The organism is Pseudomonas piscis (assembly GCF_009380155.1).
Taxonomy (GTDB): Bacteria; Pseudomonadota; Gammaproteobacteria; order Pseudomonadales; family Pseudomonadaceae; genus Aquipseudomonas; species Aquipseudomonas piscis.
The window spans coordinates 741,697-767,085 of record NZ_WHUV01000003.1 but is presented as its reverse complement, the minus strand read 5'-3'; the positions used below and the strand labels follow the sequence as shown (position 1 = coordinate 767,085).

General features: G+C 63.5%; 25 protein-coding genes and 1 riboswitch. Of the genes, 6 read left to right on the top strand and 19 right to left on the bottom strand.

All coding sequences use genetic code 11. The features are described 5' to 3' along the window. Nucleotides 1-16 precede the first annotated feature (16 nt). From GDH07_RS20540 to cobO, 6 genes are read right to left on the bottom strand one after another with little or no spacing between them, the layout of a single operon-like run. The gene (locus GDH07_RS20540) at nucleotides 17-1,468 is read right to left on the bottom strand and encodes a cobyric acid synthase (RefSeq protein WP_152898719.1); all 1,452 of its coding nucleotides are present in this window, start codon (nucleotides 1,466-1,468) and stop codon (nucleotides 17-19) included. Then, on the bottom strand, nucleotides 1,465-2,457 hold the full coding sequence (gene cobD, locus GDH07_RS20535; protein WP_152898717.1) for a threonine-phosphate decarboxylase CobD: 993 nt from the start codon (nucleotides 2,455-2,457) through the stop codon (nucleotides 1,465-1,467). Before cobD ends, GDH07_RS20540 begins: the two co-directional genes overlap by 4 nt. Further along, nucleotides 2,450-3,358 (bottom strand): adenosylcobinamide-phosphate synthase CbiB, encoded by a 909-nt coding sequence (cbiB, locus tag GDH07_RS20530; protein ID WP_103326528.1) that lies wholly within the window; start codon nucleotides 3,356-3,358, stop codon nucleotides 2,450-2,452. Before cbiB ends, cobD begins: the two co-directional genes overlap by 8 nt. After that, nucleotides 3,355-4,005, bottom strand: a complete 651-nt coding sequence (gene bluB, locus GDH07_RS20525; protein ID WP_343038299.1) for a 5,6-dimethylbenzimidazole synthase — start codon at nucleotides 4,003-4,005, stop codon at nucleotides 3,355-3,357. Before bluB ends, cbiB begins: the two co-directional genes overlap by 4 nt. Beyond that, a complete protein-coding gene (locus tag GDH07_RS20520; protein ID WP_152898714.1) occupies nucleotides 3,998-5,326 on the bottom strand; it encodes a cobyrinic acid a,c-diamide synthase CobB in 1,329 nt (442 codons plus the stop codon). The genes bluB and GDH07_RS20520 overlap by 8 nt, the downstream gene beginning before the upstream one ends. Nucleotides 5,327-5,336: 10 nt before the next feature. Continuing rightward, nucleotides 5,337-5,948: a cob(I)yrinic acid a,c-diamide adenosyltransferase gene (gene cobO / locus GDH07_RS20515; protein ID WP_022640225.1), complete on the bottom strand. Its 612-nt coding sequence runs from the start codon at nucleotides 5,946-5,948 to the stop codon at nucleotides 5,337-5,339. An 81-nt stretch (nucleotides 5,949-6,029) separates the two neighbouring features. Further along, nucleotides 6,030-6,265: riboswitch (cobalamin riboswitch) on the bottom strand. Between the two features lie 166 nt (nucleotides 6,266-6,431). Between cobO and GDH07_RS20510 the strand changes: the two genes are divergently transcribed. Both GDH07_RS20510 and GDH07_RS20505 read left to right on the top strand, forming a co-directional pair. After that, nucleotides 6,432-7,013 (top strand): hypothetical protein, encoded by a 582-nt coding sequence (locus tag GDH07_RS20510; RefSeq protein ID WP_152898712.1) that lies wholly within the window; start codon nucleotides 6,432-6,434, stop codon nucleotides 7,011-7,013. 69 nt (nucleotides 7,014-7,082) lie between these two features. Further along, nucleotides 7,083-8,402 carry a PQQ-dependent sugar dehydrogenase gene (locus GDH07_RS20505; RefSeq protein ID WP_053133360.1) on the top strand — a complete coding sequence of 440 codons (1,320 nt, stop codon included), beginning with the start codon at nucleotides 7,083-7,085 and terminating at the stop codon, nucleotides 8,400-8,402. 2 nt (nucleotides 8,403-8,404) lie between these two features. Here GDH07_RS20505 and GDH07_RS20500 read toward each other — a convergent pair whose 3' ends face one another. From GDH07_RS20500 to GDH07_RS20475, 6 genes are all read right to left on the bottom strand, one after another. Continuing rightward, nucleotides 8,405-9,067 carry an O-methyltransferase gene (locus GDH07_RS20500; RefSeq protein ID WP_343038298.1) on the bottom strand — a complete coding sequence of 221 codons (663 nt, stop codon included), beginning with the start codon at nucleotides 9,065-9,067 and terminating at the stop codon, nucleotides 8,405-8,407. A 21-nt stretch (nucleotides 9,068-9,088) separates the two neighbouring features. Then, nucleotides 9,089-9,622: a C40 family peptidase gene (locus tag GDH07_RS20495; RefSeq protein ID WP_152898710.1), complete on the bottom strand. Its 534-nt coding sequence runs from the start codon at nucleotides 9,620-9,622 to the stop codon at nucleotides 9,089-9,091. 164 nt (nucleotides 9,623-9,786) lie between these two features. Then, nucleotides 9,787-10,407, bottom strand: a complete 621-nt coding sequence (locus tag GDH07_RS20490) for a C40 family peptidase (RefSeq protein WP_031320311.1) — start codon at nucleotides 10,405-10,407, stop codon at nucleotides 9,787-9,789. A gap of 223 nt (nucleotides 10,408-10,630) precedes the next feature. After that, nucleotides 10,631-11,335, bottom strand: a complete 705-nt coding sequence (gene hda, locus GDH07_RS20485; RefSeq protein ID WP_022640231.1) for a DnaA regulatory inactivator Hda — start codon at nucleotides 11,333-11,335, stop codon at nucleotides 10,631-10,633. A 217-nt stretch (nucleotides 11,336-11,552) separates the two neighbouring features. Continuing rightward, nucleotides 11,553-12,626, bottom strand: coding sequence for an AI-2E family transporter (locus tag GDH07_RS20480; protein WP_022640232.1), 1,074 nt, complete (start codon nucleotides 12,624-12,626; stop codon nucleotides 11,553-11,555). Nucleotides 12,627-12,663: 37 nt separating this feature from the next. Beyond that, nucleotides 12,664-13,707: a DUF2066 domain-containing protein gene (locus GDH07_RS20475; protein WP_152898708.1), complete on the bottom strand. Its 1,044-nt coding sequence runs from the start codon at nucleotides 13,705-13,707 to the stop codon at nucleotides 12,664-12,666. 366 nt (nucleotides 13,708-14,073) lie between these two features. On the opposite strand from GDH07_RS20475, the gene purM reads away from it, so the two are divergent. The 4 genes from purM to GDH07_RS20455 all read left to right on the top strand — a co-directional run bounded on the left by purM (nucleotide 14,074) and on the right by GDH07_RS20455 (nucleotide 16,974). Further along, complete coding sequence (purM, locus tag GDH07_RS20470; protein ID WP_022640234.1) at nucleotides 14,074-15,132, top strand: phosphoribosylformylglycinamidine cyclo-ligase; 1,059 nt, start codon at nucleotides 14,074-14,076, stop codon at nucleotides 15,130-15,132. Continuing rightward, nucleotides 15,132-15,794: a phosphoribosylglycinamide formyltransferase gene (gene purN / locus GDH07_RS20465; RefSeq protein WP_103326523.1), complete on the top strand. Its 663-nt coding sequence runs from the start codon at nucleotides 15,132-15,134 to the stop codon at nucleotides 15,792-15,794. The genes purM and purN overlap by 1 nt, the downstream gene beginning before the upstream one ends. Before the next feature lie 8 nt (nucleotides 15,795-15,802). Next, on the top strand, nucleotides 15,803-16,516 hold the full coding sequence (locus GDH07_RS20460) for a DUF3108 domain-containing protein (RefSeq protein WP_152898707.1): 714 nt from the start codon (nucleotides 15,803-15,805) through the stop codon (nucleotides 16,514-16,516). Between the two features lie 269 nt (nucleotides 16,517-16,785). Then, a complete protein-coding gene (locus tag GDH07_RS20455) occupies nucleotides 16,786-16,974 on the top strand; it encodes a hypothetical protein (RefSeq protein WP_085596857.1) in 189 nt (62 codons plus the stop codon). A gap of 97 nt (nucleotides 16,975-17,071) precedes the next feature. Here GDH07_RS20455 and GDH07_RS20450 read toward each other — a convergent pair whose 3' ends face one another. The 7 genes from GDH07_RS20450 to GDH07_RS20420 all read right to left on the bottom strand — a co-directional run bounded on the left by GDH07_RS20450 (nucleotide 17,072) and on the right by GDH07_RS20420 (nucleotide 25,312). Then, nucleotides 17,072-17,611, bottom strand: a complete 540-nt coding sequence (locus tag GDH07_RS20450) for a DUF2058 domain-containing protein (protein ID WP_152898705.1) — start codon at nucleotides 17,609-17,611, stop codon at nucleotides 17,072-17,074. A gap of 5 nt (nucleotides 17,612-17,616) precedes the next feature. Further along, nucleotides 17,617-18,471 carry a nucleoside triphosphate pyrophosphohydrolase gene (mazG, locus tag GDH07_RS20445; protein ID WP_152898895.1) on the bottom strand — a complete coding sequence of 285 codons (855 nt, stop codon included), beginning with the start codon at nucleotides 18,469-18,471 and terminating at the stop codon, nucleotides 17,617-17,619. Between the two features lie 23 nt (nucleotides 18,472-18,494). Next, nucleotides 18,495-20,738 carry a GTP diphosphokinase gene (relA, locus tag GDH07_RS20440; protein ID WP_022640238.1) on the bottom strand — a complete coding sequence of 748 codons (2,244 nt, stop codon included), beginning with the start codon at nucleotides 20,736-20,738 and terminating at the stop codon, nucleotides 18,495-18,497. Between the two features lie 124 nt (nucleotides 20,739-20,862). Then, the gene (rlmD, locus tag GDH07_RS20435; protein WP_152898703.1) at nucleotides 20,863-22,215 is read right to left on the bottom strand and encodes a 23S rRNA (uracil(1939)-C(5))-methyltransferase RlmD; all 1,353 of its coding nucleotides are present in this window, start codon (nucleotides 22,213-22,215) and stop codon (nucleotides 20,863-20,865) included. Beyond that, complete coding sequence (gene cysM / locus GDH07_RS20430) at nucleotides 22,215-23,117, bottom strand: cysteine synthase CysM (protein ID WP_022640240.1); 903 nt, start codon at nucleotides 23,115-23,117, stop codon at nucleotides 22,215-22,217. The genes rlmD and cysM overlap by 1 nt, the downstream gene beginning before the upstream one ends. A 115-nt stretch (nucleotides 23,118-23,232) precedes the next feature. After that, nucleotides 23,233-24,606 carry a sensor histidine kinase gene (locus GDH07_RS20425; RefSeq protein ID WP_152898702.1) on the bottom strand — a complete coding sequence of 458 codons (1,374 nt, stop codon included), beginning with the start codon at nucleotides 24,604-24,606 and terminating at the stop codon, nucleotides 23,233-23,235. Then, on the bottom strand, nucleotides 24,593-25,312 hold the full coding sequence (locus GDH07_RS20420; RefSeq protein ID WP_152898700.1) for a response regulator transcription factor: 720 nt from the start codon (nucleotides 25,310-25,312) through the stop codon (nucleotides 24,593-24,595). Before GDH07_RS20420 ends, GDH07_RS20425 begins: the two co-directional genes overlap by 14 nt. Nucleotides 25,313-25,389 lie beyond the last annotated feature (77 nt).

Genomic DNA, 25,389 nt, shown 5'->3' with positions numbered 1-25,389 from the left:
GCACACGGCTGCGTGCCTACAGGCCACAAAGCCGGCGCAATGCGGCGGTATCCAGGTGGCGCTCCACCAGGTCCGCCAGACGTTCGATATCGCGCTCGCGCAGGCCGTGGTAATCCACCTGCTGGACATCCTCCAGGCCGGCCCAGCGCAACAGCGCGCCGCAGGCCGCTGGCGTCTCGAACAGGCCGTGCAGGTAGGTGGCGAGGATCTGCCCGTCGGCACTGCGGGCGCCGTCGCTGCGACCATCGTCCAGGCGCACTGCCGCCTGTTCCAGGGCTGGGCCACGACTGACTCCGGCATGGATCTCGTAGCCGCTGACCGCAGCGTCTTCCAAGGTCAGGCGTCCACTGACGTTACGCAGCTGCTTTTGCGCTTCCAGCACGGTTTCGAAAGCCAACAGGCCAAGGCCCGGGCTGGAGCCCGCTGCACCTTCCAGGCCCAGTGGATCGTGCAATTGCTCGCCGAGCATCTGCAGGCCGCCGCAGATACCCAGGAGCTTGCCGCCGTAGCGCAGGTGCCGGGCGATGGCCTGCTCCCAGCCATTGGCGCGCAGGTAGGCGAGATCGCCGCGCACGCTTTTCGAACCGGGGAGAATGATCAGGTCGGCGGCGGGTATCGCCTGCCCGGGCCCGATGAATTGCAGGTCTACCTGGGGATGCAGGCGCAGCGGATCGAAGTCCGTATGGTTGCTGATGCGCGGCAGCACCGGCACCACCACCTTGAGCAGCTGCTCGACCTTGCCGGCCTGGCGCTGGTCGATGCCGTCCTCAGCCTCCAGGTGCAGGTCCATGACATAGGGCAACACCCCGAGTACCGGCTTGCCGGTGCGCTGCTCCAGCCAATCCAGGCCCGGTTGCAGCAGGGCGATGTCGCCGCGAAAGCGGTTGATGATGAAGCCCTTGACCCGCGCCTGCTCGCTGGGTGAAAGCAGCTCCAGGGTGCCCACCAGGTGGGCGAACACCCCGCCACGATTGATGTCGGCGATCAGCAGCACCGGACAATCCACCGCCTCGGCAAACCCCATGTTGGCGATGTCGCCGGCCCGCAGGTTGATCTCGGCCGGGGAACCGGCGCCCTCGACCATCACCACCTGGTACGCCTGCCGCAGGCGCTGGTGGGAAGCCAGCACCGCCTGCATGGCGATAGCCTTGTAGTCGTGATAGGCCACGGCATTCATGGTGGTCACCGCACGGCCATGGATGATCACCTGGGAGCCCGTATCGCTGTTGGGCTTGAGCAGCACCGGGTTCATGTCGGTATGGGGCGCGAGGTTGGCGGCCTGGGCCTGGACCGCCTGGGCCCGGCCGATCTCGCCGCCATCGGCGGTCACTGCGCTGTTGAGCGCCATGTTCTGCGGCTTGAACGGCACCACACTGATCCCCTGGCGCAACAGCCAGCGGCACAGCGCGGTCACCAGGGTGCTCTTGCCCGCGTCCGATGTGGTGCCCTGCACCATCAGCGTGGTCATGGGTAGTCCTTGCGATAAGCCAGCAAGGCCTGCTCCAGGCGAGCGCACTCGGCCTCGTCGGCAGGCAGGCCGAAACGCAGGCTGCTGTTGTGGGCGAACAGGCGCAGGAGAATGCCGCGCCGGGCCATGAAGTGATAGAGCCGCTCAGCCTCGTCGGTGATCAGCCATTGGAATAGCGCGCAACCGCCCTGGGGCTTGAAGCCGTAACGCTGCAGCACCGCCACCAACTGCTGGCTGGCGGCCTCGCTGCGCTGGCGCTGGCGGGCATGGCCGGCGACATCCCGCAGGCAAGCCTGCCCCAGGACCCGGGTCGGGCCACTGACAGCCCAGGGCCCCACCTGCTCCGCCAACAGCCGCAACAGCCGGTGCTCGGCCAGGACGAATCCCAGGCGCACCCCGGCCAGGCCGAAGAACTTGCCGAACGAACGCAGGACGATCAATCCCACCTGGTGGGCATGGCTGGCCAGGCTCAGCTCAGGCGTGTTGTCCATGAAGGCTTCATCCACCACCAGCCAGCCACCGCGCTGGACCAGGCGTGCGTGCCACTCCAGCAGGCGCTCGGGGCTCAGGCTCAGGCCTGTGGGATTGTTGGGATTGACCACCACCAGCACATCGAGACTGTCGAGAAAGAAGTCGACTTCCTGCTCCAGCACCTCGCGTACCCGATAGCCACTGCGACGCCAGGCTTCGGCGTGCTCGGCATAACAGGGCGACAGCACCCCGACCTTGCCGGTGCGACGCAAACGCGGCAGCAGTTGGATCGCCGCCTGGGAACCGGCCACCGGCAATACTTCATTGGCGCCGTAATAGGCACAGGCCGCCTGCTCCAGGCCGTCGTCGGTTTCCGGCAGACGGGCCCAGGCACGCAGCGGAATCTGCGGCAACGCGAAAGGCCAGGGGGCCAGGCCGCTGGACAGGTCCAGCCAGTCCTCCTCGGCGATGCCATGTTCCTGGGCCGCCCTGCGCAAACGCCCACCGTGCTCAAGCATAGAATTGCGCCCCCAGGCAAAGAATCAGCAACCACAGCCATACCCCACGCTGCACCAGCTGCCAGCCACCATCGATGGACCCGGCGCTGGCCGCTTCCCCCTCGCCCAATTGCGGGCGCTGGTGCAGTTCGCCGTGATAGATCGCCGGGCCGCCCAGCTCTACCCCGAGGGCTCCAGCACCGGCGGCCATCACCGGACCGGCATTGGGGCTGTCCCAGGTCGGCCCCTGGCGATACCAGCATTTGAAGGCTAGCCGGGTCTTGCCCAGCAAGGCATAGGTCAGGGCCACCAGGCGCGCCGGAATATAGTTGAGCAGATCATCGATCCGCGCGGCAGCCCAGCCGAAACGCTCGAAGCGCTCGTTGCGGTAACCCCACATCGCATCCAGGGTGTTGCTCAGACGATAGAGCACCACCCCTGGCGCACCGGCCACGGCGAACCAGAACAAGGCGGCGAACACCGCGTCGCTGCCGTTCTCCAGCACCGACTCGGTGGCCGCGCGCGCCACGGCGGGGGCATCCAGCTCGCTGGTCTGGCGGCTCACCAGGAACCCCACCCGCCGCCGCGCCTCATCCAGGTCATCGCTACGCAGGGCCTGGGCCACCGGCTCGACATGCTCGCCAAGGCTGCGCAGCCCCAAAGCGCAATACAGCGCCAGGACTTCCACCAGCCAGCCGATATAGGGGAACCAGGACAAGGCCGTGGCCAACAGGGTGAGGGGCAGGACCGCCAGCACCCAGGCCGTGACGCCATGACTGCGCCAACCCCGCCCGGCGGCGTTGAAACGTTGCTCGATGCGATCCGCCAAACGCCCGAAGGCCACCAGTGGATGCCAGCGCTTGGGCTCGCCCAGCAGCGCATCCAGCGCCACCCCGGCGACACTCAGCAACGCCACGCTCATTGACTCACTCCCCAGTAATTTTCATACAGCAATTCATTCAATGGCCGGGGCTGGGCCCAGCCCTCCAGCGCGAGCATCGGCGCCGCATAGAACTCGGTGACCGGCCCCAGGCACAGCACGGCCAGGGGCTTGGCGCCCTCGGGCAAGCCCAGGAGATTGGCCAGGGCCTGGGGCTCGAACAGCGATACCCAACCCATGCCCAACCCTTCGCTGCGCGCCGCCAGCCAGAGGTTCTGGATCGCGCAGGACAGGGATGCGAGGTCCATTTCCGGCAGGGTCCGGCGACCGAAGACATGCCGTTCCCGGCCGTCCATCAACGCGGCCACGAGCAATTCGGCGCACTCGTTGATGCCTTCGACCTTGAGCTTCATGAACTCGTCGGAACGCTCCCCCAGCGCCTCGGCGGTACGCACCCGCTCTTCTTCCACCAACTGCCGGATGTTGTCCCGCAGCGCACGGTCACTGATGCGGATAAACCGCCAGGGCTGCATCAGGCCAACGCTGGGGGCCTGGTGCGCGGCCTCCAGCAGGCGCTGCAACAACTCGGGGGCAACGCTGCCACCGGCGAAATGACGCATGTCACGACGCTCGGCAATAGCGCGATAGACCGCCTTGCGCTCGGCCGCGGAAAACGCCTGTTCAGTCACACGCCAGGCCCTCGGCAACCCCTGGCCGGGGCGCGAACAACGCCGCCACCGCCACAGGATTGGATGGGAAGTAGAAGTGCACATAGGAGGCGGTCATGCGCCCGTCGCGATACACCGCCTCGGCACCCCGACCACCATTGGGGCTCGCCCCCCGGGCGATGGGCGCAAGCTCGGTACTGGTCAGGGAGTGATGGTAGGTATGCCCGCGCAGACTGCCCTCCGGCAGGTCCACCGCCTGCAAGGCCAGGGCCGCCAGACGCTTCTGCATCACCGCCTCGCCGGGCAACAGCCCCAGGAGTTCGGCACGCTGGCCTTCGACATCGGTCAGGGCATCGAGCAGGTACAGCATCCCGCCGCATTCGGCGAGCAGCGGCTTGCCGGCGGCGTGATGGGCGCGGATGGCCGCGAGCATGCCGCTATTGCTGGCGAGTGCCTGATGGTGCAGCTCGGGGTAACCCCCGGGCAGGTACAGGCTGTCGGCCGCCGGCAACTCACTATCGTGGATCGGTGAGAAGAAACTCAGTTGCGCGCCCATGGCCCGCAGCAGGTCGAGGCTGGCGCCGTAGGTGAAGGCGAATGCCTCATCCCGCGCCACGGCGATCCGCACGCCCTCCAGCAGCGGCTCGCAGGCCACCGGGGCCGGCGCGGCAAACCCCACCGCCGGCGGCAACGCCACCTGGCAACTGCTGGCCAGGGCCTCGGCAGCGGCATCCAGACGCAGATCCAGGTCATTGAGTTCATTGGCCTGGACCAGGCCCAGATGGCGGCTGGGCAGCTCGATCGAGGTTTCCCGGGACAAGGCTCCATACCAGCGCAACCCCTCGGTCAGGCTGCCTTCGAGCAGTTGCGCATGGCGCAAGGTCCCCACCCGGTTGGCCAACACGCCGGCGAACGGCAGGTCCGGCTGGTAGCGCGCCAGGCCCAGGGCCAGGGCGCCGAAAGTCTGGGCCATGGCGGTGCCATCGATCACCCCCAGCACCGGCACGCCGAAATGCCGTGCCAGGTCCGCGCTCGATGGCGTGCCATCGAACAATCCCATGACGCCCTCGATCAGGATCAGGTCGGCCTCGCCGGCGGCCTCCCACAGCAGGCGGCGACTTTCCTGCTCGCCCACCATCCACATGTCCAGCTGGTACACCAGCGCACCGCTGGCACGCTCGAGAATCATCGGATCGAGAAAATCCGGACCGCACTTGAACACCCGCACCTTGCGCCCCTGGTTACGGTGCAGGCGCGCCAGGGCGGCGGTCACGGTGGTCTTGCCCTGGCCGGATGCCGGAGCGGCGATCAATACCGCCGGGCAATGACGAACATCATTCATGGGTTCACGCTCACAGCTCGATGCCCTTCTGCGCCTTGATACCGGCCTGGAAGGCGTGCTTGACCATGCCCATTTCGGTGACGGTGTCGGCCAGTTCGAGCATTTCCGGCTTGGCCCCGCGCCCGGTCACCACCACGTGCTGCATCGGCGGACGGGCCTGCAGGTCGCTGAGCACCTGATCCAGGTCCAGGTAACCATGCTTGAGGGCGATGTTCAGCTCATCGAGTACCACCAGGCCGATCTGCGGATCGCGCAACAGCTCCCGGGAAACCGCCCAGGCGGCCTCGGCGGCGGCGATATCACGCTGGCGATCCTGGGTCTCCCAGGTGAAGCCCTCGCCCATCACATGGAACCGCACCTGCTCGGGAAAGCGCCGGAAGAACAGCTCTTCGCCTGTGCTTTCGCGGCCCTTGATGAACTGCACCACGCCACAATGCATGCCATGGCCCATGGACCGTGCCAGCATGCCGAAGGCCGAACTGCTCTTGCCTTTGCCGTTGCCGGTCAGGACCAGCAACAGCCCGCATTCATTGGGCGAGTTGGCGATACGCTCGTCGATCACCGCTTTTTTGCGCAGCATGCGCGCCAGATGACGTTCGTCACGCTCGAGGGATTCACTCATGGAGCAGCTCTCCGTTGGGGCTTGGGGAACGGGGGGCAGGAATGGAAATGGACGGCGCAAGCCTGGCATCGCCCTCCGTGATGCCGTTGGATGAATCAGGCCGGTCTCCGGGCTCGTGAGCGGCACCACTGCCGGACTGCGCGCCTTCCCATGTCTGCTTCGACACAGTGGCACTTGCGCAATCTTGACTCACCTACCGTTGCGGGGGCAGCGCCGGAATCGTCGCCGGCTCCATCGCTGGAACGGGCCCTGACCGGCTTCCCTGTTTCACTCTGTCGACCCGGGAGTCACAGAGCACCTGAAACAAGTCGCGAAGGTTAGAGGGTTGGGAATGGAGCGTCAATGAAGCGGCCCGCCGCACCCAACGGAAAACTGCACTGCATCAACAAACTGACGCCAATCTTGTGCCACACTGAAAGCAGTGATATCAAATAGCCACTTTCAGGACATGACGTCCCGTCACAACAATAAGGGGTGAGTTCGATGCAAGGCATGATCATCAGCAATCCAAGGCTGGAATTCCTGCGACCGATGCTGGAGCGCTGGTTCGATTGCATTGACCGCTACAACGCGATTCGCGGCGATAACGAAACCCCTTACTGGTTCGACGAACAGGCCAACCTGGGACTGCTTTCGGCCGCGGCCTGGATGGCCGAGATGGTGACCCTGGAACGCAGCCCCAGCAAGAAGCAGCTCGAAGAAGGTGCGCGCAATGCCCGTACCGACCTGTACCTGGCCACCAAGGAAGAACGCGCCTACATCCAGGTCACCCAGCGCTGGCCACGGGTCAACAGCCTGGCCCTGACCCAGGCCCTGCAGGATATCGCCAATGCAGCGAAGACCATCAGCCACGCCAGCGACCTGAAGCTTGGCTGCCTGTTCGTCGCACCTCAAAAGGCCCAGCACAGCGCGACTCCCGAGGAACTGCAAGACATGCTCGACGACCTGCAGAAGGAACACTGCTGCGCCGTGGCCTGGTACTTCCCGTATGCCTACCGCAAGCTGCACAACGACGCCGGCCACTACCACCCCGGAGTGGCGGTATTGTTCAAGGAAGCTCGCTGAACACAAGGAACCCCAGGGCGCCCATGCTTCTCTATGATTGAACGTTCGCGCACTCATAGGGATATCAGCATGCTCAAGCCTCGCCATACCTTGCTCATCGCCATCGCCGCCGGCCTCGCCGCCTGCGGCGAAACCTCCAGCCTGCAGGTTGCGGACGGCACCGGCCCGAACCCCAAGCTGCCGGAACCCAACCCCACCCTGATCCCCACGCTGAACATCGCTCCGGCCATCGGGTGGCCCGAGGGAGCGAAACCGCTGGCCGCCAGCGGAACCCAGGTCAGTGCCTTCGCCGAGAATCTCGATCATCCACGCTGGCTCTATGTACTGCCTAACGGGGACGTGCTGGTGGCGGAAACCAACGCCCCGCCCAAACCGGACGACAGCCGGGGCATCCGCGGCTGGGTAGCCGGCAAGGTGATGGGGCGCGCCGGGGCCACGGTTCCCAGCGCCAACCGCATCACCCTGTTGCGCGATGCCGACCACGACGGCGTGGCGGAGACTCGCAGCGTCTTCCTGGAGAACCTCAACTCCCCCTTCGGCATGACCCTGGTGGGCAACGATCTGTATGTAGCCGATACCGACAAGCTGCTGCGCTTCCCCTACCAGAGCGGTGACACCAGGATAAGCGCCGGAGCCACCAAGGTAGTGGACCTGCCCGGCGGCACGCTGAATCACCACTGGACCAAGAATGTCATCGCCAGCAAGGATGGCAGCAAGCTGTACGTCACCGTCGGCTCGAACAGCAATGTCGGCGAAAACGGCCTGGACAAGGAAGAAGGCCGGGCAGCGATCTGGGAAGTGGATCGTGCCAGCGGCCAGCATCGCTTGTTCGCCACTGGGCTGCGCAACCCCAACGGCCTGGCCTGGGAGCCAGTCAGCGGAGCCCTCTGGACAGCGGTGAACGAACGGGACGAGATCGGCAGCGACCTGGTGCCCGACTACATCACATCGGTCAAGGATGGCGCTTTCTACGGCTGGCCCTTCAGCTACTACGGCCAGCACGTGGACGTACGGGTCAAACCACAGGATCCGGCACTGGTGGCCAAGGCCATTGCCCCGGACTACGCCGTGGGACCGCACACAGCCTCGCTGGGCCTGGCGTTCGCCACTGGCAGCAAGCTGCCCGCGCCCTTCACCGAAGGCGCGTTCATCGGCCAGCACGGCTCCTGGAACCGCAAGCCCCACAGTGGCTACAAGGTGCTCTTCGTGCCGTTCAGCGGCGGCAAGCCCCAAGGACAGCCGATCGACTTGCTCAGTGGCTTTCTAGATGCCGACAAGAACGCCATGGGGCGCCCGGTGGGAGTGGTGATCGACCAGCAAGGGGCCCTGCTGGTCGCCGATGACGTCGGCAACAAGATCTGGCGCGTGAGCGCTGCCAAGAAGCCCTGAGTTCAGCGCTTGCGGCACAGGGTCAGGCCATCCCCCAGGGGCAGCAGCGACAGATCGATACGCGGGTCATCCTTGAGGGCACGATTGAGCGCCTGGATGGCCCGGGTATCCTCGCTGGCAGGAGCCACCTCCAACACCCGCCCGCTCCACAAGGTGTTATCGAACACGACCAGGCCACCGGTACGCAGCAAGCGCAGCGCGAACTCCAGGTAAGCCGGGTAATTGGCCTTGTCGGCATCGATGAAGATCAGGTCGAAGGACATACCCTGCCCCTGCTGCTCCAGGCTGGCCAGGGTTTCCAGGGCAGGCGCCAGACGCAGATCGATAAGCTGCTGGACTCCAGCCTCCTGCCAGTAACGGCGGGCAGTGGCGTTGTAGTCGCCGGGAAGATCACAGCAGACCAGCAAACCATCCCCAGGTAGCACCTGGGCCATGCACAAGGCGCTATAGCCAGTGAAAGTGCCGACCTCCAGTATCCGGCGGGCACCGATCAGCTTGACCAGCAGGGCGAGGAATTGCCCCTGCTCCGGCGCAACCTGCCAGCGCGCAGTGGGCAAGGCCTGGGTTTCATCTCGCAGGCGACGCAGCAAAGGCGTGTCACGCAGGGACACATCCAGCAGGTATTGATAAAGGGCGTCGTCGAGGTTGAGCGTACGAGCAGTCACGAACACCTCGACAAGAAAGGATTATGGATTGCGCGCCAGGTGTTCCGGCTGCAGCACGCGCTTGGCGCTCAGGTAGGCTTTCTGCCAGTAGGCCTTGGACAGGCTGTCGAGCTTCACCGTGCCGCCAGTGGCCGGTGCATGCACGAAGCGCCCTTCGCCGACGTAGATGCCGGCATGGCTGACCTGGGAGCCACCATTGGTGGCGAAGAAGATCAGGTCGCCGGTCTGCAAGGCATTCTTGCCGACGTCCGGCGCCTGCATGCCGATCATTTCCCGGGTCGAGCGTGGCAGCGAGATACCTGCGGCATCGCGATACACGTAGCCGATCAGGCCACTGCAATCGAATCCGGAGTCCGGAGTGTTGCCACCCCAGCGATAAGGCGTGCCCACCAGGCCCAGGGCGCGGAACAGCACGTCTTCGGCAACCGGTGAAAAGGTCTGGGCAGGACTGAATACCGGAGCTCGTACCACGGGCGCAGGTGGCGGAGTACGGCTGGCGCAGGCGCTGAGCAGCGCGGCGAGGACAATAAGAGCGATACGGGCCGAGGTCGACATAAGCTGGACAATCCTGATCGGGATGCGGCTTTCTCTGCCGTGGTACTGAAAACAAAACCGCGTAAGCAGGGCTTACGCGGTTAGTTTCAACAATAGATCAGGATTCTAGCGCCTACACGCCAAACTTCAAGTAAGACTTTAACTTCGCCCTACAAATAGTCTGTTTATTTGCGTGCGGTGACCACGGTCGGAGCCATGGCGAGTGCACGCTTGGCTTCGATGAAGGTCTTGCTCCAGTAGCTGTCGCCCAGGCTATCGACCCGCACGCCGCCACTGCGACGGCTGCTGGAGTGGATGAACTGGTCGTCGCCCAGATAGATACCGGCATGGCTGACGCGCCCGCGGCCATTGGTGCTGAAGAACAGCAGGTCACCTGGCTTGAGGTTGTTGCGCGCGACCAGCGGGGCCTTGACGTTGATCATCTCGCGAGTGGAGCGCGGCAGGTTCATGCCAGCCTCTTCGCGGAACAGGTAACCGATAAAACCGCTGCAATCGAAGCCGGCTTCGGAGCTACCACCGAAACGGTAGCGGGTACCGATCAGGGACATGCCGCGCTCGAGGATGCTGTCAGCCAGAACTGGCAACTGGTAAGGCTTGCTGTCAGCGAATTCTGCCAGTTCCTTTTCAGTTGCCAGCTCTTCCTGGTAGACCGCGGAAGACTGGTTGGTAGTGGTGACTTTAGCCTGCTGTACGACTTGCTGCTGCGACACCGGGGCATGAGAGGCGCAGCCAAACAACAGGGTAACGAGTGCGAGAGGCACGAGGGGTGCGAAGCGATTTAGCATGGGCACGACCGTGGCTTGTTATAAAAGAAGGAGCGACTATGCCTTCTATCGCTCTCATTTGCAAATTCAATCGATCAGAATGTGACTTATGAGTTTCTTCAGTACATCTAAGGCTTTAAGCCCATTTAAACGCTACCTGCCTATGGAAACCCTTCCAAAGGCGCGTTTTCTGGCGCCTGGAATATGCCAAAACCCGACCAAAGGTCGTTTCTAACCGCTGGAGTCACCAGCCCAGGGTTTCCTTCAAGAAAGGAATGGTCAGCTTGCGCTGGGCCTGGAGCGAGGCCTGATCGAGGCGTTCCAATAGCTCGAACAAGGCACTCATGCTCCGCGTACCCCGGGTCAGAATGAAGTGCCCGACCTCGTCGGTCAGGTGCAAGCCACGCCGGGATGCACGCAACTGCAAGGCACGCAGCTTGTCTTCATCGGAAAGTGGGCGCATCTGGAAGATCAGCGCCAGGGTCAGGCGCGACTTGAGGTCCGCCAGCTTCACCGGCAACTCCCGCGGAGATGTCGAGGCTGCGATCAACAGGCGTCGACCGCTGTCGCGCAAACGATTGAACAGATGGAACAAGGCCTCTTCCCAGTCGGCCTTTCCAGCCACCACCTGAAGGTCGTCCAGGCATACCAGCTCGTATTGTTCGAGGTGGTCGAGGATCTCGATCCCGCGATCCAGCAGCTCCGCCAGCGGAAGGTATACAGCAGGCTCCCCCAATTGCTCGAAACGCAGGCAAGCCGCTTGCAGCAAATGAGTACGCCCCACACCATCCTTGCCCCAAAGGTAGATCAGGCTCTCGGTCCAGCCGGCATCGGCTTCGCAGAGGCGCTCGACATAGCCGAGTGCTGCGGCATTGGCGCCTGGATAGTAGTTGATGAAGGTAGCGTCATCACGCAGACGCACCCCCAAGGGCAGCTGAATCGGTTTCATGCTGGCTGAACAGTTCCAAACGAACCGTTAGTGGCCTCTGTGTAAATTTTGCAAAGTTTATACCCGTGACGCCGAGCGCACAATCCGGCAGACCACAAGCAAAATCAAAGGTTTGCGTGAGCCGAAAGCCCTGCCAATGGCTTCCTTGACAGCCCGGGATCGCTGCACGACCGTCGAAATGAAGGAGCGCCAAGCTCTGGCGCCCCTGCCACTCGCGCTACAAGTCGGGGTCTTGCGCCCCACTATAGAGGTTCGAGTCCTTGTACAAGTCATGTACATGACGTACCAGCACCATGATTACCGCCGCCACCGGCAAGGCCAACAGCACCCCGGTGAAGCCGAACAGCTCGCCGCCGGCAAGGATGGCGAAGATCACGGCCACCGGATGCAGGCCGATGCGGTCGCCAACCAACAATGGAGTGAGCACCATCCCCTCCAGCGCCTGCCCCACCATGAACACCGCGACGATGCCGATCATGGGATACAAGTCGCCACCGAACTGGAACAGGCCCGCGATCAACGCCGCACCGATACCGATGATGAACCCCATGTAGGGCACGATGGCCGCGAGTCCGGCGATCAAGCCGATCAGCAGGCCCAACTCAAGCCCCACCAGCATCAACCCGGCGGCATAGATCATGCCCAGAGCCACCATGACCAGCAGCTGGCCACGAACAAAGGCCCCCAGCACCTCATGGCACTCCCCAGCCAGGGACACCACCTGCTCTTCGCGATCCCGTGGCAACAGGCTGCGGACCTTGGCCATCATCAGGTCCCAGTCACGCAGCAGATAAAAGCTGACCACCGGAATCAATACCAGGTTGGCCAACCAGCCGATCAGCGCCAAGCCAGAGGCCGTGGCCTGGCTCAGCACCACGCCGACGATGTCGGTGGTCTGCCCCATATGCTCGCTGATGGCGGCCTTGACCTTGTCGAACTTCCAGAAACCATCCGCCAGCCCCAGCCGGGATTGGACCCAGGGCATGGCCGTGTGCTGGACCCAGTCGAGCATTTGCGGCGCCAACTCATAAAGGCGCACCAACTGCTTGGCCAGCATGGGCACCAGCACCAGCAACAAGGTCATCACGATCAGGGTGAACAGGGCGAAGACCGCCACCACCCCCCAGGTGCGCGACAAGCCCCACTTCTCCAGGCGATCCACCAAGGGATCGAACATGTACGCCAGTAATAGTGCGACCAGGAACGGGCTGAGGATCGGATGCAACAGGTAAAGGAACCCGCAGACCAACAGCGCCACACCCAACCAGACCCAACGACGGGTATCACCCATAAAGCACTCCTGCTTCTATATAGAAGGAAACCGCCCGCTACCAGCGAAAGCGCAACTGCGCCCCAGAGTCTGGAGCGGCCGCCGGCGTACTACCTTCGACTCCTGCGACAGGCAACGGTTGCGCCTGCCCGGCGGGAATTTCCTGCAACTTGGCTAGGGACAATTGCGCACGCAACTGCTCGGCGCTGCCATTGACTCGATAGACGATCCGATCGCCGTCGACGCTGCGCAACTGCGCACCGAAAGGCTCCAGCAAATGGCCCAGACTCGCATAACGTTCCAGGTTCATGCCTTGCACCTCCAGCAACTGCTCGCTGGAAACACCCGGACGCGTGACGAAGCGCGGCGCCAGGCGCTGGCTCACGGCCAGCAACACCGCATCGGCCAAGGCGCCGGTGTCAGCTCCCTGGACAGTCCCCTGCTCCTTCTGGTCACCCAGCCACAACCGCCACTTGGCTTGCCACTGGCCGCCCTCTTCACGGGCATGCACCGCCAGCAGCGCATCCGCGCCATATCGTTCCGACGCCTCGCGCAGTGGCGCCGGGTCGGCCCCCTCGAGATTAGGCGCAGTGGCGACAATCTGTTCGTTCAGATCCCCCAGCGGCAGGCGCAGCGGCAATCCGCGATGCTGGGCGGCTCGCCGCAAAGGCTCGGCACTGGCCTGGCCATCGCCCACCAGGGTCGAGCCCTCGGTGGAGTCGCTCAGCCACCAGCCGAGGATCGACGGCCGATTGCTCCCCCACAGCGACAAGCCGGCCTGGCGCAAGGCGCGGTCGGTACTGACCGGATCGAAGTCCACCTGCAGGCTCTCCGGCGGTCCGGCGTCGTAGCCGTACTGGCTGATGATCTGCTGCGGATCCTTGCGGACTTCCGCCAGCCCCGGCCCCTGGGCCGCCTTGGCATCGCCGGTGAGGCGCAGCACCAGGGTCTCCAAGGCTCGCTGGGTAGCCTGGTCACGCTCCTGGGGCGACTGGCTGCTCACCGGTTCGCGGACCTGATACAAGCCATTGAGGGTTTCGGCATGACTCGCCAGGCTGACCAATGACAAGCAGCCCACAAATAGAAATTGACCCAGACGCATGGAAGATTCTCGATGACAAAAACGATTGAAACAGCGCGCATGCATCGCTGCGGACAAGGCTGTGACCACAAGCCCCGGCAAAACATTCACCGTCGCCGGACGGTTTTCGCACTGTCATGACGACAACCAATCAAGCGCTATACCTTATACAGACAAGGGCGCAACCACCAACATGGGCGATCCCGGTTTTTTTAGCAGGATATGCCTCTACCCGTCGGCCCGAGGATGGCCGCTGCCCCTCAAGCCTGATAAAATCGCGCGCCTTCGCAGACCGCCATCAGCGGGTCCCTTGAAGCACAGTCCCAGTGTTTCAGCGGCCTCATTGGTTCGGTCGATATCCCTGAATCCCCTTAAAGGCCTGGATCAATGAGCAAGCAACCCTCCCTGAGCTACAAAGACGCCGGTGTAGACATCGACGCCGGCGAAGCACTGGTCGAACGCATCAAGGGCGTCGCCAAGCGCACCGCACGCCCTGAAGTCATGGGTGGCCTGGGCGGCTTCGGCGCCCTCTGCGAGATCCCGGCCGGCTACAAGCAGCCAGTACTGGTCTCCGGCACCGACGGCGTCGGCACCAAGCTGCGCCTGGCGCTGAACCTGAACAAGCACGACAGCATCGGCCAGGACCTGGTCGCCATGTGCGTCAACGATCTGGTGGTGTGCGGCGCCGAGCCGCTGTTCTTCCTCGACTACTACGCCACCGGCAAGCTCAACGTCGACGTGGCTGCCACCGTGGTCACCGGCATCGGCGCCGGTTGCGAGCTGGCCGGCTGCTCCCTGGTCGGTGGTGAAACCGCCGAGATGCCAGGCATGTACGAAGGCGAGGACTACGACCTGGCAGGCTTCTGCGTCGGCGTGGTGGAAAAGGCCGAGATCATCGACGGTTCGAAAGTGGTCACCGGCGATGCACTGATCGCCCTGCCCTCTTCCGGCCCGCACTCCAACGGCTACTCGCTGATCCGCAAGATCCTCGAAGTTTCCGGCACCGACATCGACAACACCCAGCTGGACGGCAAGCCACTGGCCGACCTGCTGATGGCGCCGACCCGCATCTACGTGAAACCGCTGCTCAAGCTGATCAAGGACACCGGCGCGGTCAAGGCCATGGCCCACATCACCGGCGGTGGCCTGCTGGACAACATTCCGCGCGTGCTGCCAAAAGGTGCCCAGGCGGTGGTCGACGTGGCCAGCTGGCAACGTCCGGCGGTCTTCGACTTCCTGCAGGAAAAAGGCAACGTCGACGAGCATGAAATGCACCGCGTGCTGAACTGCGGCGTGGGCATGGTCATCTGCGTAGCCCAGGACCAGGTCGACAACGCCCTGAACGTGCTGCGTGCAGCCGGCGAGCAACCTTGGGTCATCGGCCAGATCGCCAATGCTGCCGAAGGCGCGGCCCAGGTCGAGCTGAAGAACCTCAAGGCTCACTGATGCAAGAGCGGAAGTCGCCGACCTGTGATGTTGTGGTGCTGTTGTCCGGCACCGGCAGTAACCTGCAAGCGCTGATCGACAACGCGCGGACCGACGACAGTCCGGTCCGCATCGCTGCAGTGATCTCCAATCGCGCCGACGCCTACGGGCTGCAGCGCGCCAAGGAGGCGGGTATCGCTACCCGCTTCCTTGATCACACCACCTTCGAGGGCCGCGAGGCCTTCGACCAGGCGCTGATCGAACTGATCGACACCTTCCAACCGAAGCTGGTAGTACTGGCCGGATTCATGCGCATCCTCAGCGCAGGTTTCGTCCGCCACTACCAGGGTCGCCTGCTGAATATCCACCCTTCGCTGCTACCTAAATACAAAGGGTTACACACTCACCAGCGGGCCCTGGAAGCCGGAGACCCGGAACATGGCTGCAGCGTGCACTTCGTCACCGAGGAACTCGATGGCGGGCCTCTGGTCGTACAGGCTGTGATCCCGGTAGAGTTGCACGACTCGCCCCAGAGCCTGGCGCAGCGAGTGCATGTCCAGGAACACCGGATTTACCCAATGGCCGTACGCTGGTTTGCCGAAGGTCGGCTGGCCCTCGGCGACCAAGGTGCTTTACTGGACGGCAAATTACTGGCCGCCAGCGGTTACTTGATTCGAACCTAGGAGATTTTATGCGTCGCGCCCTGCTCTTCGCTTGTGCTCTGTTCGCCCTGCCGGTTGTGCAGGCGGCAGATCTTCACCCGTTCTCCGCCAGCTACACCGCCGACTGGAAGCAACTGCCCATGAGCGGCACTGCTGAGCGCAGCCTGGAAAAAACCGCCAACGGCGCCTGGAAACTCAGCTTCAAGGCATCGATGATGATCGCCAGCCTGACTGAGGAAAGCACCCTGACCCTGGAGAAGGACACCCTGGTGCCCCAGTCCTACCACTTCGAACGTGGCGGCCTGGGCAAAGCCAAGAAGTCCGACCTGGATTTCGACTGGACCACCAAGATGGTCACCGGCACTGACCGCGGCGACGCGGTGAAGCTGCCCCTGAACACCGGGATGGTGGACAAGTCGACCTACCAGCTGGCCCTGCAGCATGACGTCGCCGCTGGCAAGAAGACCATGAGCTACCAGGTGGTGGACGGCAGCGATGTCGATACCTATGACTTCCGCGTCCTGGGCTCGGAGAAGGTCGACACCAAGGCCGGCCAGATCGACGCCATCAAGGTCGAGCGCGTTCGCGATCCGACGCAGAGCAAACGCACCACCGTGATGTGGTTCGCCAAGGATTGGGATTACCTGCTGGTGCGCCTGCAGCAGGTGGAAACCGACGGCAAGGAGTACAACATCATGCTCCTCAACGGCACCGTCGATGGCAAGGCCGTCAAGGGCAACTGAAGCTACCAACGAAAAGCCCCGCTCATGCGGGGCTTTTTTTTGCCCGAAATCCGCCATCACTTCGACCTGCAAGGCGAGAAAGATGAAACTTTTTTCATGAAACTTCCGGCCCTGCGACCGAATGTCACGGTTTTCGGGGGCAGTGGAATTGTCTTCATTTTTGCAAAGGTCTATTGCAAACCAGGTCGATTTACTTAGCTAGCTAACAAAATATATAACAGAGGCCTGCACACGCCTTGCTGCAGATCAACAGAGATTGGAGCTAGCAGATGACTGTAAAAGTGACTGAACGCGACGATTCACACATGTCCCATGAAGGCGTAGCCGCGGGCGTACGTATCTGGGACGTGCATCAACAAGACATGCTGGTGGGCATGTTCCACTCCGAAAGCGAAGCCCACAGCTACAAGGCAGAACTGGAAAAACTCGAACAGCAGCGCACCCTGCTGGGCTCCTGAGTCAAGGCCGATCCGCAAGGCGGGTATCTCCACGCCGGTTCCCGCCCTTGCAACAACGACAAACCCCGCTCATGGCGGGGTTTGTCGTTGTTGCTGGTTACCACATCAGATCGTCGGGGATCTGGTAGGCCGCGTATGGATCATCCTCGTCCGGCGCTTCGGTCGGGGTATTGAGTTGCACGATGCGGTTGGGGTCGCGCTCCTGAATCTTCAGCGCCGCCTCCCGGGGAATCACCTCGTAACCACCACCATGGTGGACGATGGCCAGGGAACCGCTGCTCAGCTTGTTGCGCATCAGGTTGTTCACCGACAGGCGCTTGACCTTCTTGTCGTCGACGAAGTTGTAGTAGTCCTCGGTGGTCAGCTTGGGCAGGCGCGACACCTCGATCAACTGCTTGATCTGGGCGGCCCGGGCCTTCTGCTCGGCCTTCTCCTGCTGCTGGCGATTGAGCTCCTGGTCACGCTTGACCTTCTCGGCCATCGCCTCCTGGGCGGCGCGTTGTTGGGAGTCGTCGAGCACGACCTGCCCCTTGTGGGCCAGACGCTGCTGCTTCTGCTTGTCCTTGCCGACCTGCTTGGCCTGCTTTTGGTTGACCAGACCTGCTTTGAGCAACTGGTCGCGAAGGGAAAGGCTCATGGTGCTTACTCACTTGGGCTACGGCTTGCGCCGCAGTTGGGCAAAATCTTTTCCTGGCGCTTGGCCTCGCCCCACAGGGCATCCAGCTCTTCCAGGGTGCAATCTTCCACGGGACGACCGTTATCGCGCAATGCCTGCTCGATGAATCGGAAGCGGCGATCGAACTTGCCATTGGCACCGCGCAGCGCAGTTTCCGGGTCGACCTTGAGCTGCCGGGCCAGGTTGACCACCGCGAACAACAGGTCGCCGATCTCGTCGGTGATGGCTGCGGAGTCATTGTCGGCCATGGCTTCCAGCACCTCGTCCAACTCCTCGCGCACCTTGTCCACCACCGCCAGCGGTTCTGGCCAGTCGAAACCGACCTGGGCCGCACGTTTCTGCAACTTGGCCGCACGGGACAAGGCAGGCAACGCCGCCGGCACATCGTCCAGCAACGACAACTGCTGCGGCACGACAGCCTTCTCAGCACGTTCCTCGGCCTTGATCTGCTCCCAGCGTTCCTTGACCTGCTCTTCGTCGAGGCGCGGGATGTCCAGCGGTGCATACAGGTCCCCGGTCGGGAACACATGGGGATGACGGCGAATCAGCTTGCGAGTGATGCCATCCACCACCGAAGCGAATTCGAAGCGCCCCTCTTCCCGGGCCAGTTGGCTGTAGTACACCACCTGGAACAACAGGTCCCCCAGCTCGCCTGGCAAGTGATCGAAATCGCCGCGCTCGATGGCGTCGGCCACTTCGTAGGCTTCCTCGAGGGTATGGGGGACGATGCTGGCGTAGCTCTGCTTGAGATCCCAGGGGCAGCCGTATTGCGGATCCCGCAGGCGCGCCATGAGGTGAAGCAGGTCGTCGAGGCTATACATCGGTTCGTTCATGTCCTGGGCTGTCATGGAGTCCGGTTGCGCCGGGTCTCGATGATGTTCGGCAACTGCGAGATCCGCCCCAGCAAGCGCCCCAGCGCATCCAGGCCGGGGATCTCGATGGTCAGGGACATCAGCGCGGTGTTGTCTTCCTTGTTCGAGCGGGTGTTGACCGCCAGCACGTTGATCCGCTCGTTGAGCAGTACCTGGGATACGTCACGCAGCAATCCGGAGCGATCGTAGGCCCGGATGATGATATCCACCGGGTAGGTCAGCACCGGCACCGGCCCCCAGCTGACCTGGATGATCCGTTCCGGCTCGCGTCCGGCCAACTGCAGGACCGAGGCGCAGTCCTGGCGATGGATGCTGACGCCGCGACCCTGGGTGATGTAGCCAACGATGGCATCGCCCGGCAATGGCTGGCAGCAACCGGCCATCTGGGTCATCAGGTTGCCCACGCCCTGGATCTGGATATCGCCACGCTTGCCCGGCTTGTAGCCCGCGGCCTTGCGTGGAATCAGCTCCAGTTGCTCGTTGCCGCGCTCGGGCTCCACCAGCTGCTGGGCCAGGTTCACCAGTTGCGCCAGGCGCAGGTCACCCGCACCCAGGGCGGCGAACATGTCCTCGGCGATCTTCATGTTGGCCTTCTCGGCCAGCTTGTCGAAGTCCACCTGGGGCAGGCCCAGGCGGCTCAGCTCGCGCTCCAGCAGGGTCCTGCCGGCAGCGACGTTCTGGTCGCGGGCCTGCAGCTTGAACCAGTGGACGATCTTCGCCCGCGCCCGGGACGTGGTGACATAGCCCAGGTTGGGGTTCAGCCAGTCGCGGCTCGGAGTGCCGTGCTTGCTGGTGATGATCTCCACCTGCTCGCCGGTCTGCAGGCTGTAGTTGAGCGGTACGATCCGGCCGTTGATCTTCGCGCCACGGCAGTTGTGGCCGATCTCGGTGTGCACCCGGTAGGCGAAGTCCAGTGGCGTGGCGCCCTTGGGCAGGTCGATGGCGTGGCCATCGGGAGTGAAGATGTAGACCCGGTCCGGCTCGATATCCACCCGCAGTTGCTCGGCCAGGCCACCGATATCGCCCAGCTCCTCGTGCCATTCCAGCACCTGGCGCAACCAGGAGATCTTCTCTTCGTAATGGTTGGAACCGGACTTGACGTCGGTGCCCTTGTAGCGCCAGTGGGCACAGACTCCGAGCTCCGCCTCCTCATGCATCGCATGGGTGCGGATCTGCACTTCCAGCACCTTGCCCTCGGGACCGATCACTGCCGTATGCAACGAGCGATAACCGTTTTCCTTGGGGTTGGCGATGTAGTCGTCGAATTCCTTGGGAATGTGTCGCCACAAGGTGTGCACGATACCCAGCGCGGTGTAGCAGTCACGCATTTCCGGCACCAGCACCCGCACGGCACGCACGTCGTAGATCTGACTGAACTCCAGGCCCTTGCGCTGCATTTTGCGCCAGATGGAATAGATGTGCTTGGCCCGGCCGCTGATGTCGGCATTGACGCCAGTGGCCTGCAACTCGCTCTGCAACTGGTTCATCACATCGCTGATGAAGCGCTCGCGATCCAGGCGCCGTTCATGCAACAGCTTGGCGATCTGCTTGTACTGCTCGGGCTCCAGGTAACGGAAGGACAGGTCCTCCAGCTCCCACTTGATATGCCCGATCCCCAGGCGATGGGCCAGGGGCGCATAGATATCGAAGACTTCCCGGGCGACCCGGTTGCGCTTCTCCTCGTCGGCGCCCTTGACCGCACGAATGGCGCAGGTCCGCTCGGCCAGCTTGATCAGGGCCACGCGCACGTCGTCGACCATGGCCACCAGCATCTTGCGCAGGTTTTCCACCTGGGTCTGGGTGCCCAGCACCAAAGACTGCCGTGGGCTGAGGCTGGCAGTGATCGCCGCCATGCGCTGCACGCCATCGATCAGCTTGGCCACCACCGGACCGAAACGCGGGCCGACCGCCGTCAACGGGATCTGCCCCTCACGAACGCCGCGGTACAACACCGCGGCGACCAGCGAGTCCTGGTCCAGCTTGAGGTCGGCGAGGATCTCCGCGATCTCCAGCCCCGTGCTGAAGCACGATGCCTCCTCGGGATCGAGATTCTTCGCCGCGATGTATTGCTGCTCCGCCTCGCGAGCGAACTCGCAGGCTTCCTTCAAGGCTTCACGGTCCAGTGCCATGTCGATACTGACCGTATGATCGAGCCATGCCTCGAGATTGATACTGCCGTCGGTGTTGATCGGCTGGTGCGCTCTCACCTGTACCATCTTGCTTTACCTTCCCTACGACGCACGTTCAGTGCGTCAAATCGCTGACCTTCACAACACTCAGGTCTCGCTCGCAGGGCCCGCGAGCCGGACCTTGAGGACCAGTCGGATTAGACAAGCCATCCTAGCTCGCTTCGAATAACGCCATGGCCTCGACATGCGCCGTCTGAGGAAACATATCGAGAATCCCGGCACGTTTTAACCGATAGCCCTGCCTGGTCAGTTCGACCGTGTCACGGGCCAGAGTCGCCGGGTTGCATGACACATATACCAACCGCTTGGCGCCCAGGGCCGCAAGATTGCGAACCACCTCGAAAGCACCGTCGCGGGGTGGGTCCAAGAGTACCGCAGAAAAGCCCTCGGCGGCCCACTCGGCAGCAGCCAGGGGCTGGGATAAATCGGCTTGAAAAAAGCGCGTGTTATGCAAATTGTTGCCGGCGGCATTTTCCGCAGCCCGCGCCACCATGGTTGCCACGCCTTCCACCGCCACCACTTCCCGCACCTGGCGAGCCAGCGGCAGGGCGAAGTTGCCCAGGCCGCAGAACAGGTCCAGGACCCGCTCGCCAGCCTGTGGCGCCAACCACTCCAGGGCCTGGGCCACCATCGCCTCGTTGACCCCGGCATTGACCTGGACAAAGTCTCCCGGTCGGTAGGCCAGGTGCAGGTCCCAAGCCGCCAGGCGATAGCCCAGGGCCTGCGATGGATCGAAAGGCTGCGGCTCGCCTTCGCCCTGCAACCACAACTGCGCCTGATGGAAATCGCAGAAATCCTTGAGGATCCCCAGGTCGCTTTCCGACAGCGGCGCCATATGCCGCAACAGCACCGCCAGGGCCGAGCCGCTGAACAGCTCCACATGCCCCAGCGCCTGGGGCTTGCTCAAGCGCCGCAACATGGCGGGCAAACGCTGCATGATCGGCTGCAACTCAGGCACCAGCACCGGGCAGTCGTCGATGGCGACGATGTCCTGGCTGCCGGCCGCGCGAAAGCCCACTTCAAGCTGGCGGGCCTTGCTGTCCCAGCGCACCGCCACCCTGGCCCGGCGTCGATAGCCGAACTCGGGGCCACTCAAGGGCTCGGCCCAGGCCTCGGGCTCGATGCCGGCCACCTTGGACAGTTGCTCGGCGAGCATGCGTTGCTTAAGGGCCAGTTGCTCTTCGTGGGACAAGTGCTGGACGCTGCAGCCACCGCAGCGCCCGGCGTGGGCACAGGGTACAGGGCGCCGCAACTGGCTGGCGCTGAAGATCCGCTCGGCGCGGGCCTCGACCACCTTGCCGTGGGCACCCAGGACCCGGGCCTCGACTTCCTCGCCAGCCAGGGCACCGTTGACGAACCAGGTGCGCCCTTCGACGAAAGCGATACCGCGACCGTCATTGGCCAGGCGCTGGATGCTCAGGCGCTGCTTCTTGCCCACCGGAATCTGTGGCGCCCGGCTGCCGCCCGCAGGCTGGAAGCGCAGGCCTCTCTCGTGCTTAGCCATCAGTTGGGAGCATCGAAGATGCCGGTCGACAGGTAGCGATCGCCACGATCACAGATGATCGCGACCATGACCGCGTTTTCCACTTCACGGGACAAACGCAGCATCGCAGCCACCGCGCCACCGGACGACACGCCGCAGAAGATGCCCTCTTCCCGGGCCAGGCGCCGTGTCACGTCCTCGGCTTCGCTCTGGGCCATGTCGACGATCCGGTCGACCCGACTGGCCTGGTAGATCTTCGGCAGGTATTCCTCGGGCCAGCGGCGGATGCCGGGAATGGCCGAGCCTTCCATGGGTTGCAGGCCGACGATCTGCACACCGGGGTTCTGCTCCTTCAGGTAGCGCGAGGTCCCCATGATGGTGCCGGTAGTGCCCATCGAACTGATGAAGTGCGTGATGCTGCCCTGGGTCTGGCGCCAGATTTCCGGGCCGGTGCCGGTGTAGTGGGCCTCGGGATTGTCGCCATTAGCGAACTGGTCGAGCACCTTGCCGCGACCTTCGGCCTGCATCCGCTCGGCCAGGTCCCGGGCACCTTCCATGCCCTCCTCCTGACTCACCAGGATCAGCTCGGCGCCATAGGCGGTCATCGCCGCCTTGCGTTCGGCGCTGGAGTTGTCGGGCATGATCAGGATCATCTTGTAGCCCTTGATCGCCGCAGCCATGGCCAAGGCGATCCCGGTATTGCCCGAGGTCGCCTCGATCAGGGTATCGCCGGCCTGGATCTGCCCGCGCAATTCGGCACGGGTGATCATCGACAGTGCCGGGCGGTCCTTGACCGAACCCGCCGGGTTGTTGCCCTCGAGCTTGAGCAGCAGGGTATTGCTGGTGGTGCCGGGCAGGCGCTGCAAACGAATCAGCGGGGTGTTGCCGACGCAATCGGCGATGGTTGGGTATTGCAAGGTCATGGCGTATTCGCAATCCAGACTGCGGGGGCGCCTATCATACCGGCAAACCTCCTGACGCCATATCACGCAAAGTGAGGGTCTTATGGCTTATTGGCATAAGGCCGACTGACGATCTTCAGACGACGACCGGCGGTTGTGCCGCCAGCAAGCGCAGATGGATGCGCAAGCCCTGCTCGGTGTTCTGTGCCCATATCTGCCCCCCCTGGCGTCCCACGGCATTGCGCGCGATGCTCAGGCCCAGGCCGAACCCGCCGTCCCCGGGACGCGAGCCATCCAGGCGGGTAAAGGGTGCGAAAATCCGCTCCAGGTCCTGTTCGGCGACTCCCGGCCCCTGGTCGTCCAGCCACAGGTGCCAGTACTGGTCTTCACGCTGACCGTCCAGGGTTACCCGGGCGCCAGGCGGAGAATGCCGGATCGCGTTGCGCAGGACGTTTTCCAGGGCCTGGGCCAAGGTATTGAGATGCCCCCGCACCCAGCAGTCGGCCACCAGCTCGCAGCGCAACTGCGCGCTGGACCAGCCGCTTTCGAAACAGGCGTTTTCGCTGAGCATCTCCCACAGCGCCTGGACCTGGATCTGCTCCTCGGCCAGGGGCGACCGCTCGGTATCCAGCCAGGCCAGCTGCAGGCTGTCTTCCACCAGGCGCTGCATGCCGTCGACTTCGCGCCCCAGGCGCTCGCGCAGGGCGACAAGACTCTGCTCGCTTTCGCTGGCGACCCGCAGGCGGCTCAAGGGTGTGCGCAATTCATGGGACAAGTCCCGCAGCAACTGCTGCTGAGTGGCCACGGTGCTTTGCAGGCGCTCGGACATCTGGTCGAAAGCCCGCCCCAGTTCCCCCAGCTCATCCTTGCGCAAGGTGGTCTCGGTGGACAGCCGGGCATTCAATTGCTCTGCCCGCCAGGCATTGGCTTGCTCACGCAGCTGGTTGAGCGGCACCACCAGCAAGCGGTACAACCCCACGCACAGCAACAAGGTAAAGAGCCCGGGGATCACGCCATTGGTCATGATCTGCCAGAACAACCGGTAGCGGCCGGGCATGAAGCGCTGCGGCAACTCCATCACCAGGCTGCCGGCAGAAGGCTCTTCGGGGAAGGGAATCTTCAACCAGGGCAAGCTCCGGGCATGCCGGCTCACCGGCCAGTCCGGCCCCCGCAGGAAGGTCAGGCGCTGGGCCTCCATGGGTTTGAGGGGGTAGCTGCCGAGGGACTGCAAGTCGCTGCCGATGACCCCGACCCAGCTCTTCTCGCGACTGGCCATCTGCTGGACCCAGGCATCGACCCCCGTCTGCTGGCCGCTCTTCCAGGCTTCTTCGGCTTCCCGCGCATAAGCGTGAAGAGTGGTCCGGGCTTCATCGGACAGGTACAGGTTCTTCTGTTCGACATAACGGCCCCAGGACCAGCTCAGCCAGATCATCAGCAGACAGAAGGCCACCAGCAGGAATGCCAGCTTCCAGAACACCGAATGCCGCCCGGGCAGCTCAGGCCAGCTCATCGGCGCTCAACACATAACCCTTGCCCCACACGGTGCGCAGTTGGCGTTCGCTGTAGCCCAGCGCCTTGAGCTTGCGGCGGATCTGGCTGACATGCATGTCCAGGCTGCGATCGTGGGCGGCATATCCACGCTGCAGCACATGCTGATAGAGGAAGGCCTTGCTCAGCACTTCGTCGGCATTGCGATGCAGGGTCTCCAGCAAGCGGTATTCGCTGCGGGTCAGCCCGGCCCATTGCTCGGCGAAGAACACGTCGCACAGCTCGTCGTCGAACCGCAGGCTCTGCTGCTGGCTGACGGGCACCGGCGGCATCGGGCGCCGGTCCAGGGCCACCCGACGCAGGATCGCCTCGATCCGCACCCGCAACTCGGCGATGCTGAATGGCTTGGGCAGGTAGTCGTCGGCGCCCAGGCGGAAACCGCTGATGCGATCGGCTTCCGCCCCCAGGGCCGACATCAGCAGCACCGGAGTGGAATGGCTCTTGCGCAGGTGCGTGAGCACCGTCAGACCGTCCATTCCGGGCAGCAGGATATCCATCAGCAGCACGTCGAATGGCTGCTGGCGGGCGATGCCCAGTCCTTCCTGGCCATTGCGGCACCAAGTCACGGCAAAACCGCAGCGCTGCAGTTGCTCATGGACATAAGCACCGAGCACCGGGTCGTCCTCGATGGCCAGGACACGGGGGGAGTCAATAGATGCGGGAGTCATTGGCTTGTGCAAGTGATTCTCAGTTGGCCGATTATTCAAGATTGCCCGAGGCGCGGCAACCGATGCCTTGGTCGCAC

Coding starts and splice junctions, on each gene's coding strand:
- GDH07_RS20540 (WP_152898719.1), bottom strand. CDS start 1,468: ATGACCACGCTGATGGTGCAGGGCACCACATCGGACGCGGGCAAGAGC.
- cobD (WP_152898717.1), bottom strand. CDS start 2,457: ATGCTTGAGCACGGTGGGCGTTTGCGCAGGGCGGCCCAGGAACATGGC.
- cbiB (WP_103326528.1), bottom strand. CDS start 3,358: ATGAGCGTGGCGTTGCTGAGTGTCGCCGGGGTGGCGCTGGATGCGCTG.
- GDH07_RS20520 (WP_152898714.1), bottom strand. CDS start 5,326: ATGAATGATGTTCGTCATTGCCCGGCGGTATTGATCGCCGCTCCGGCA.
- cobO (WP_022640225.1), bottom strand. CDS start 5,948: ATGAGTGAATCCCTCGAGCGTGACGAACGTCATCTGGCGCGCATGCTG.
- GDH07_RS20510 (WP_152898712.1), top strand. CDS start 6,432: ATGCAAGGCATGATCATCAGCAATCCAAGGCTGGAATTCCTGCGACCG.
- GDH07_RS20505 (WP_053133360.1), top strand. CDS start 7,083: ATGCTCAAGCCTCGCCATACCTTGCTCATCGCCATCGCCGCCGGCCTC.
- GDH07_RS20495 (WP_152898710.1), bottom strand. CDS start 9,622: ATGTCGACCTCGGCCCGTATCGCTCTTATTGTCCTCGCCGCGCTGCTC.
- GDH07_RS20490 (WP_031320311.1), bottom strand. CDS start 10,407: ATGCTAAATCGCTTCGCACCCCTCGTGCCTCTCGCACTCGTTACCCTG.
- hda (WP_022640231.1), bottom strand. CDS start 11,335: ATGAAACCGATTCAGCTGCCCTTGGGGGTGCGTCTGCGTGATGACGCT.
- GDH07_RS20480 (WP_022640232.1), bottom strand. CDS start 12,626: ATGGGTGATACCCGTCGTTGGGTCTGGTTGGGTGTGGCGCTGTTGGTC.
- GDH07_RS20475 (WP_152898708.1), bottom strand. CDS start 13,707: ATGCGTCTGGGTCAATTTCTATTTGTGGGCTGCTTGTCATTGGTCAGC.
- purM (WP_022640234.1), top strand. CDS start 14,074: ATGAGCAAGCAACCCTCCCTGAGCTACAAAGACGCCGGTGTAGACATC.
- purN (WP_103326523.1), top strand. CDS start 15,132: ATGCAAGAGCGGAAGTCGCCGACCTGTGATGTTGTGGTGCTGTTGTCC.
- GDH07_RS20460 (WP_152898707.1), top strand. CDS start 15,803: ATGCGTCGCGCCCTGCTCTTCGCTTGTGCTCTGTTCGCCCTGCCGGTT.
- GDH07_RS20455 (WP_085596857.1), top strand. CDS start 16,786: ATGACTGTAAAAGTGACTGAACGCGACGATTCACACATGTCCCATGAA.
- GDH07_RS20450 (WP_152898705.1), bottom strand. CDS start 17,611: ATGAGCCTTTCCCTTCGCGACCAGTTGCTCAAAGCAGGTCTGGTCAAC.
- mazG (WP_152898895.1), bottom strand. CDS start 18,471: ATGTATAGCCTCGACGACCTGCTTCACCTCATGGCGCGCCTGCGGGAT.
- relA (WP_022640238.1), bottom strand. CDS start 20,738: ATGGTACAGGTGAGAGCGCACCAGCCGATCAACACCGACGGCAGTATC.
- rlmD (WP_152898703.1), bottom strand. CDS start 22,215: ATGGCTAAGCACGAGAGAGGCCTGCGCTTCCAGCCTGCGGGCGGCAGC.
- cysM (WP_022640240.1), bottom strand. CDS start 23,117: ATGACCTTGCAATACCCAACCATCGCCGATTGCGTCGGCAACACCCCG.
- GDH07_RS20425 (WP_152898702.1), bottom strand. CDS start 24,606: ATGAGCTGGCCTGAGCTGCCCGGGCGGCATTCGGTGTTCTGGAAGCTG.
- GDH07_RS20420 (WP_152898700.1), bottom strand. CDS start 25,312: ATGACTCCCGCATCTATTGACTCCCCCCGTGTCCTGGCCATCGAGGAC.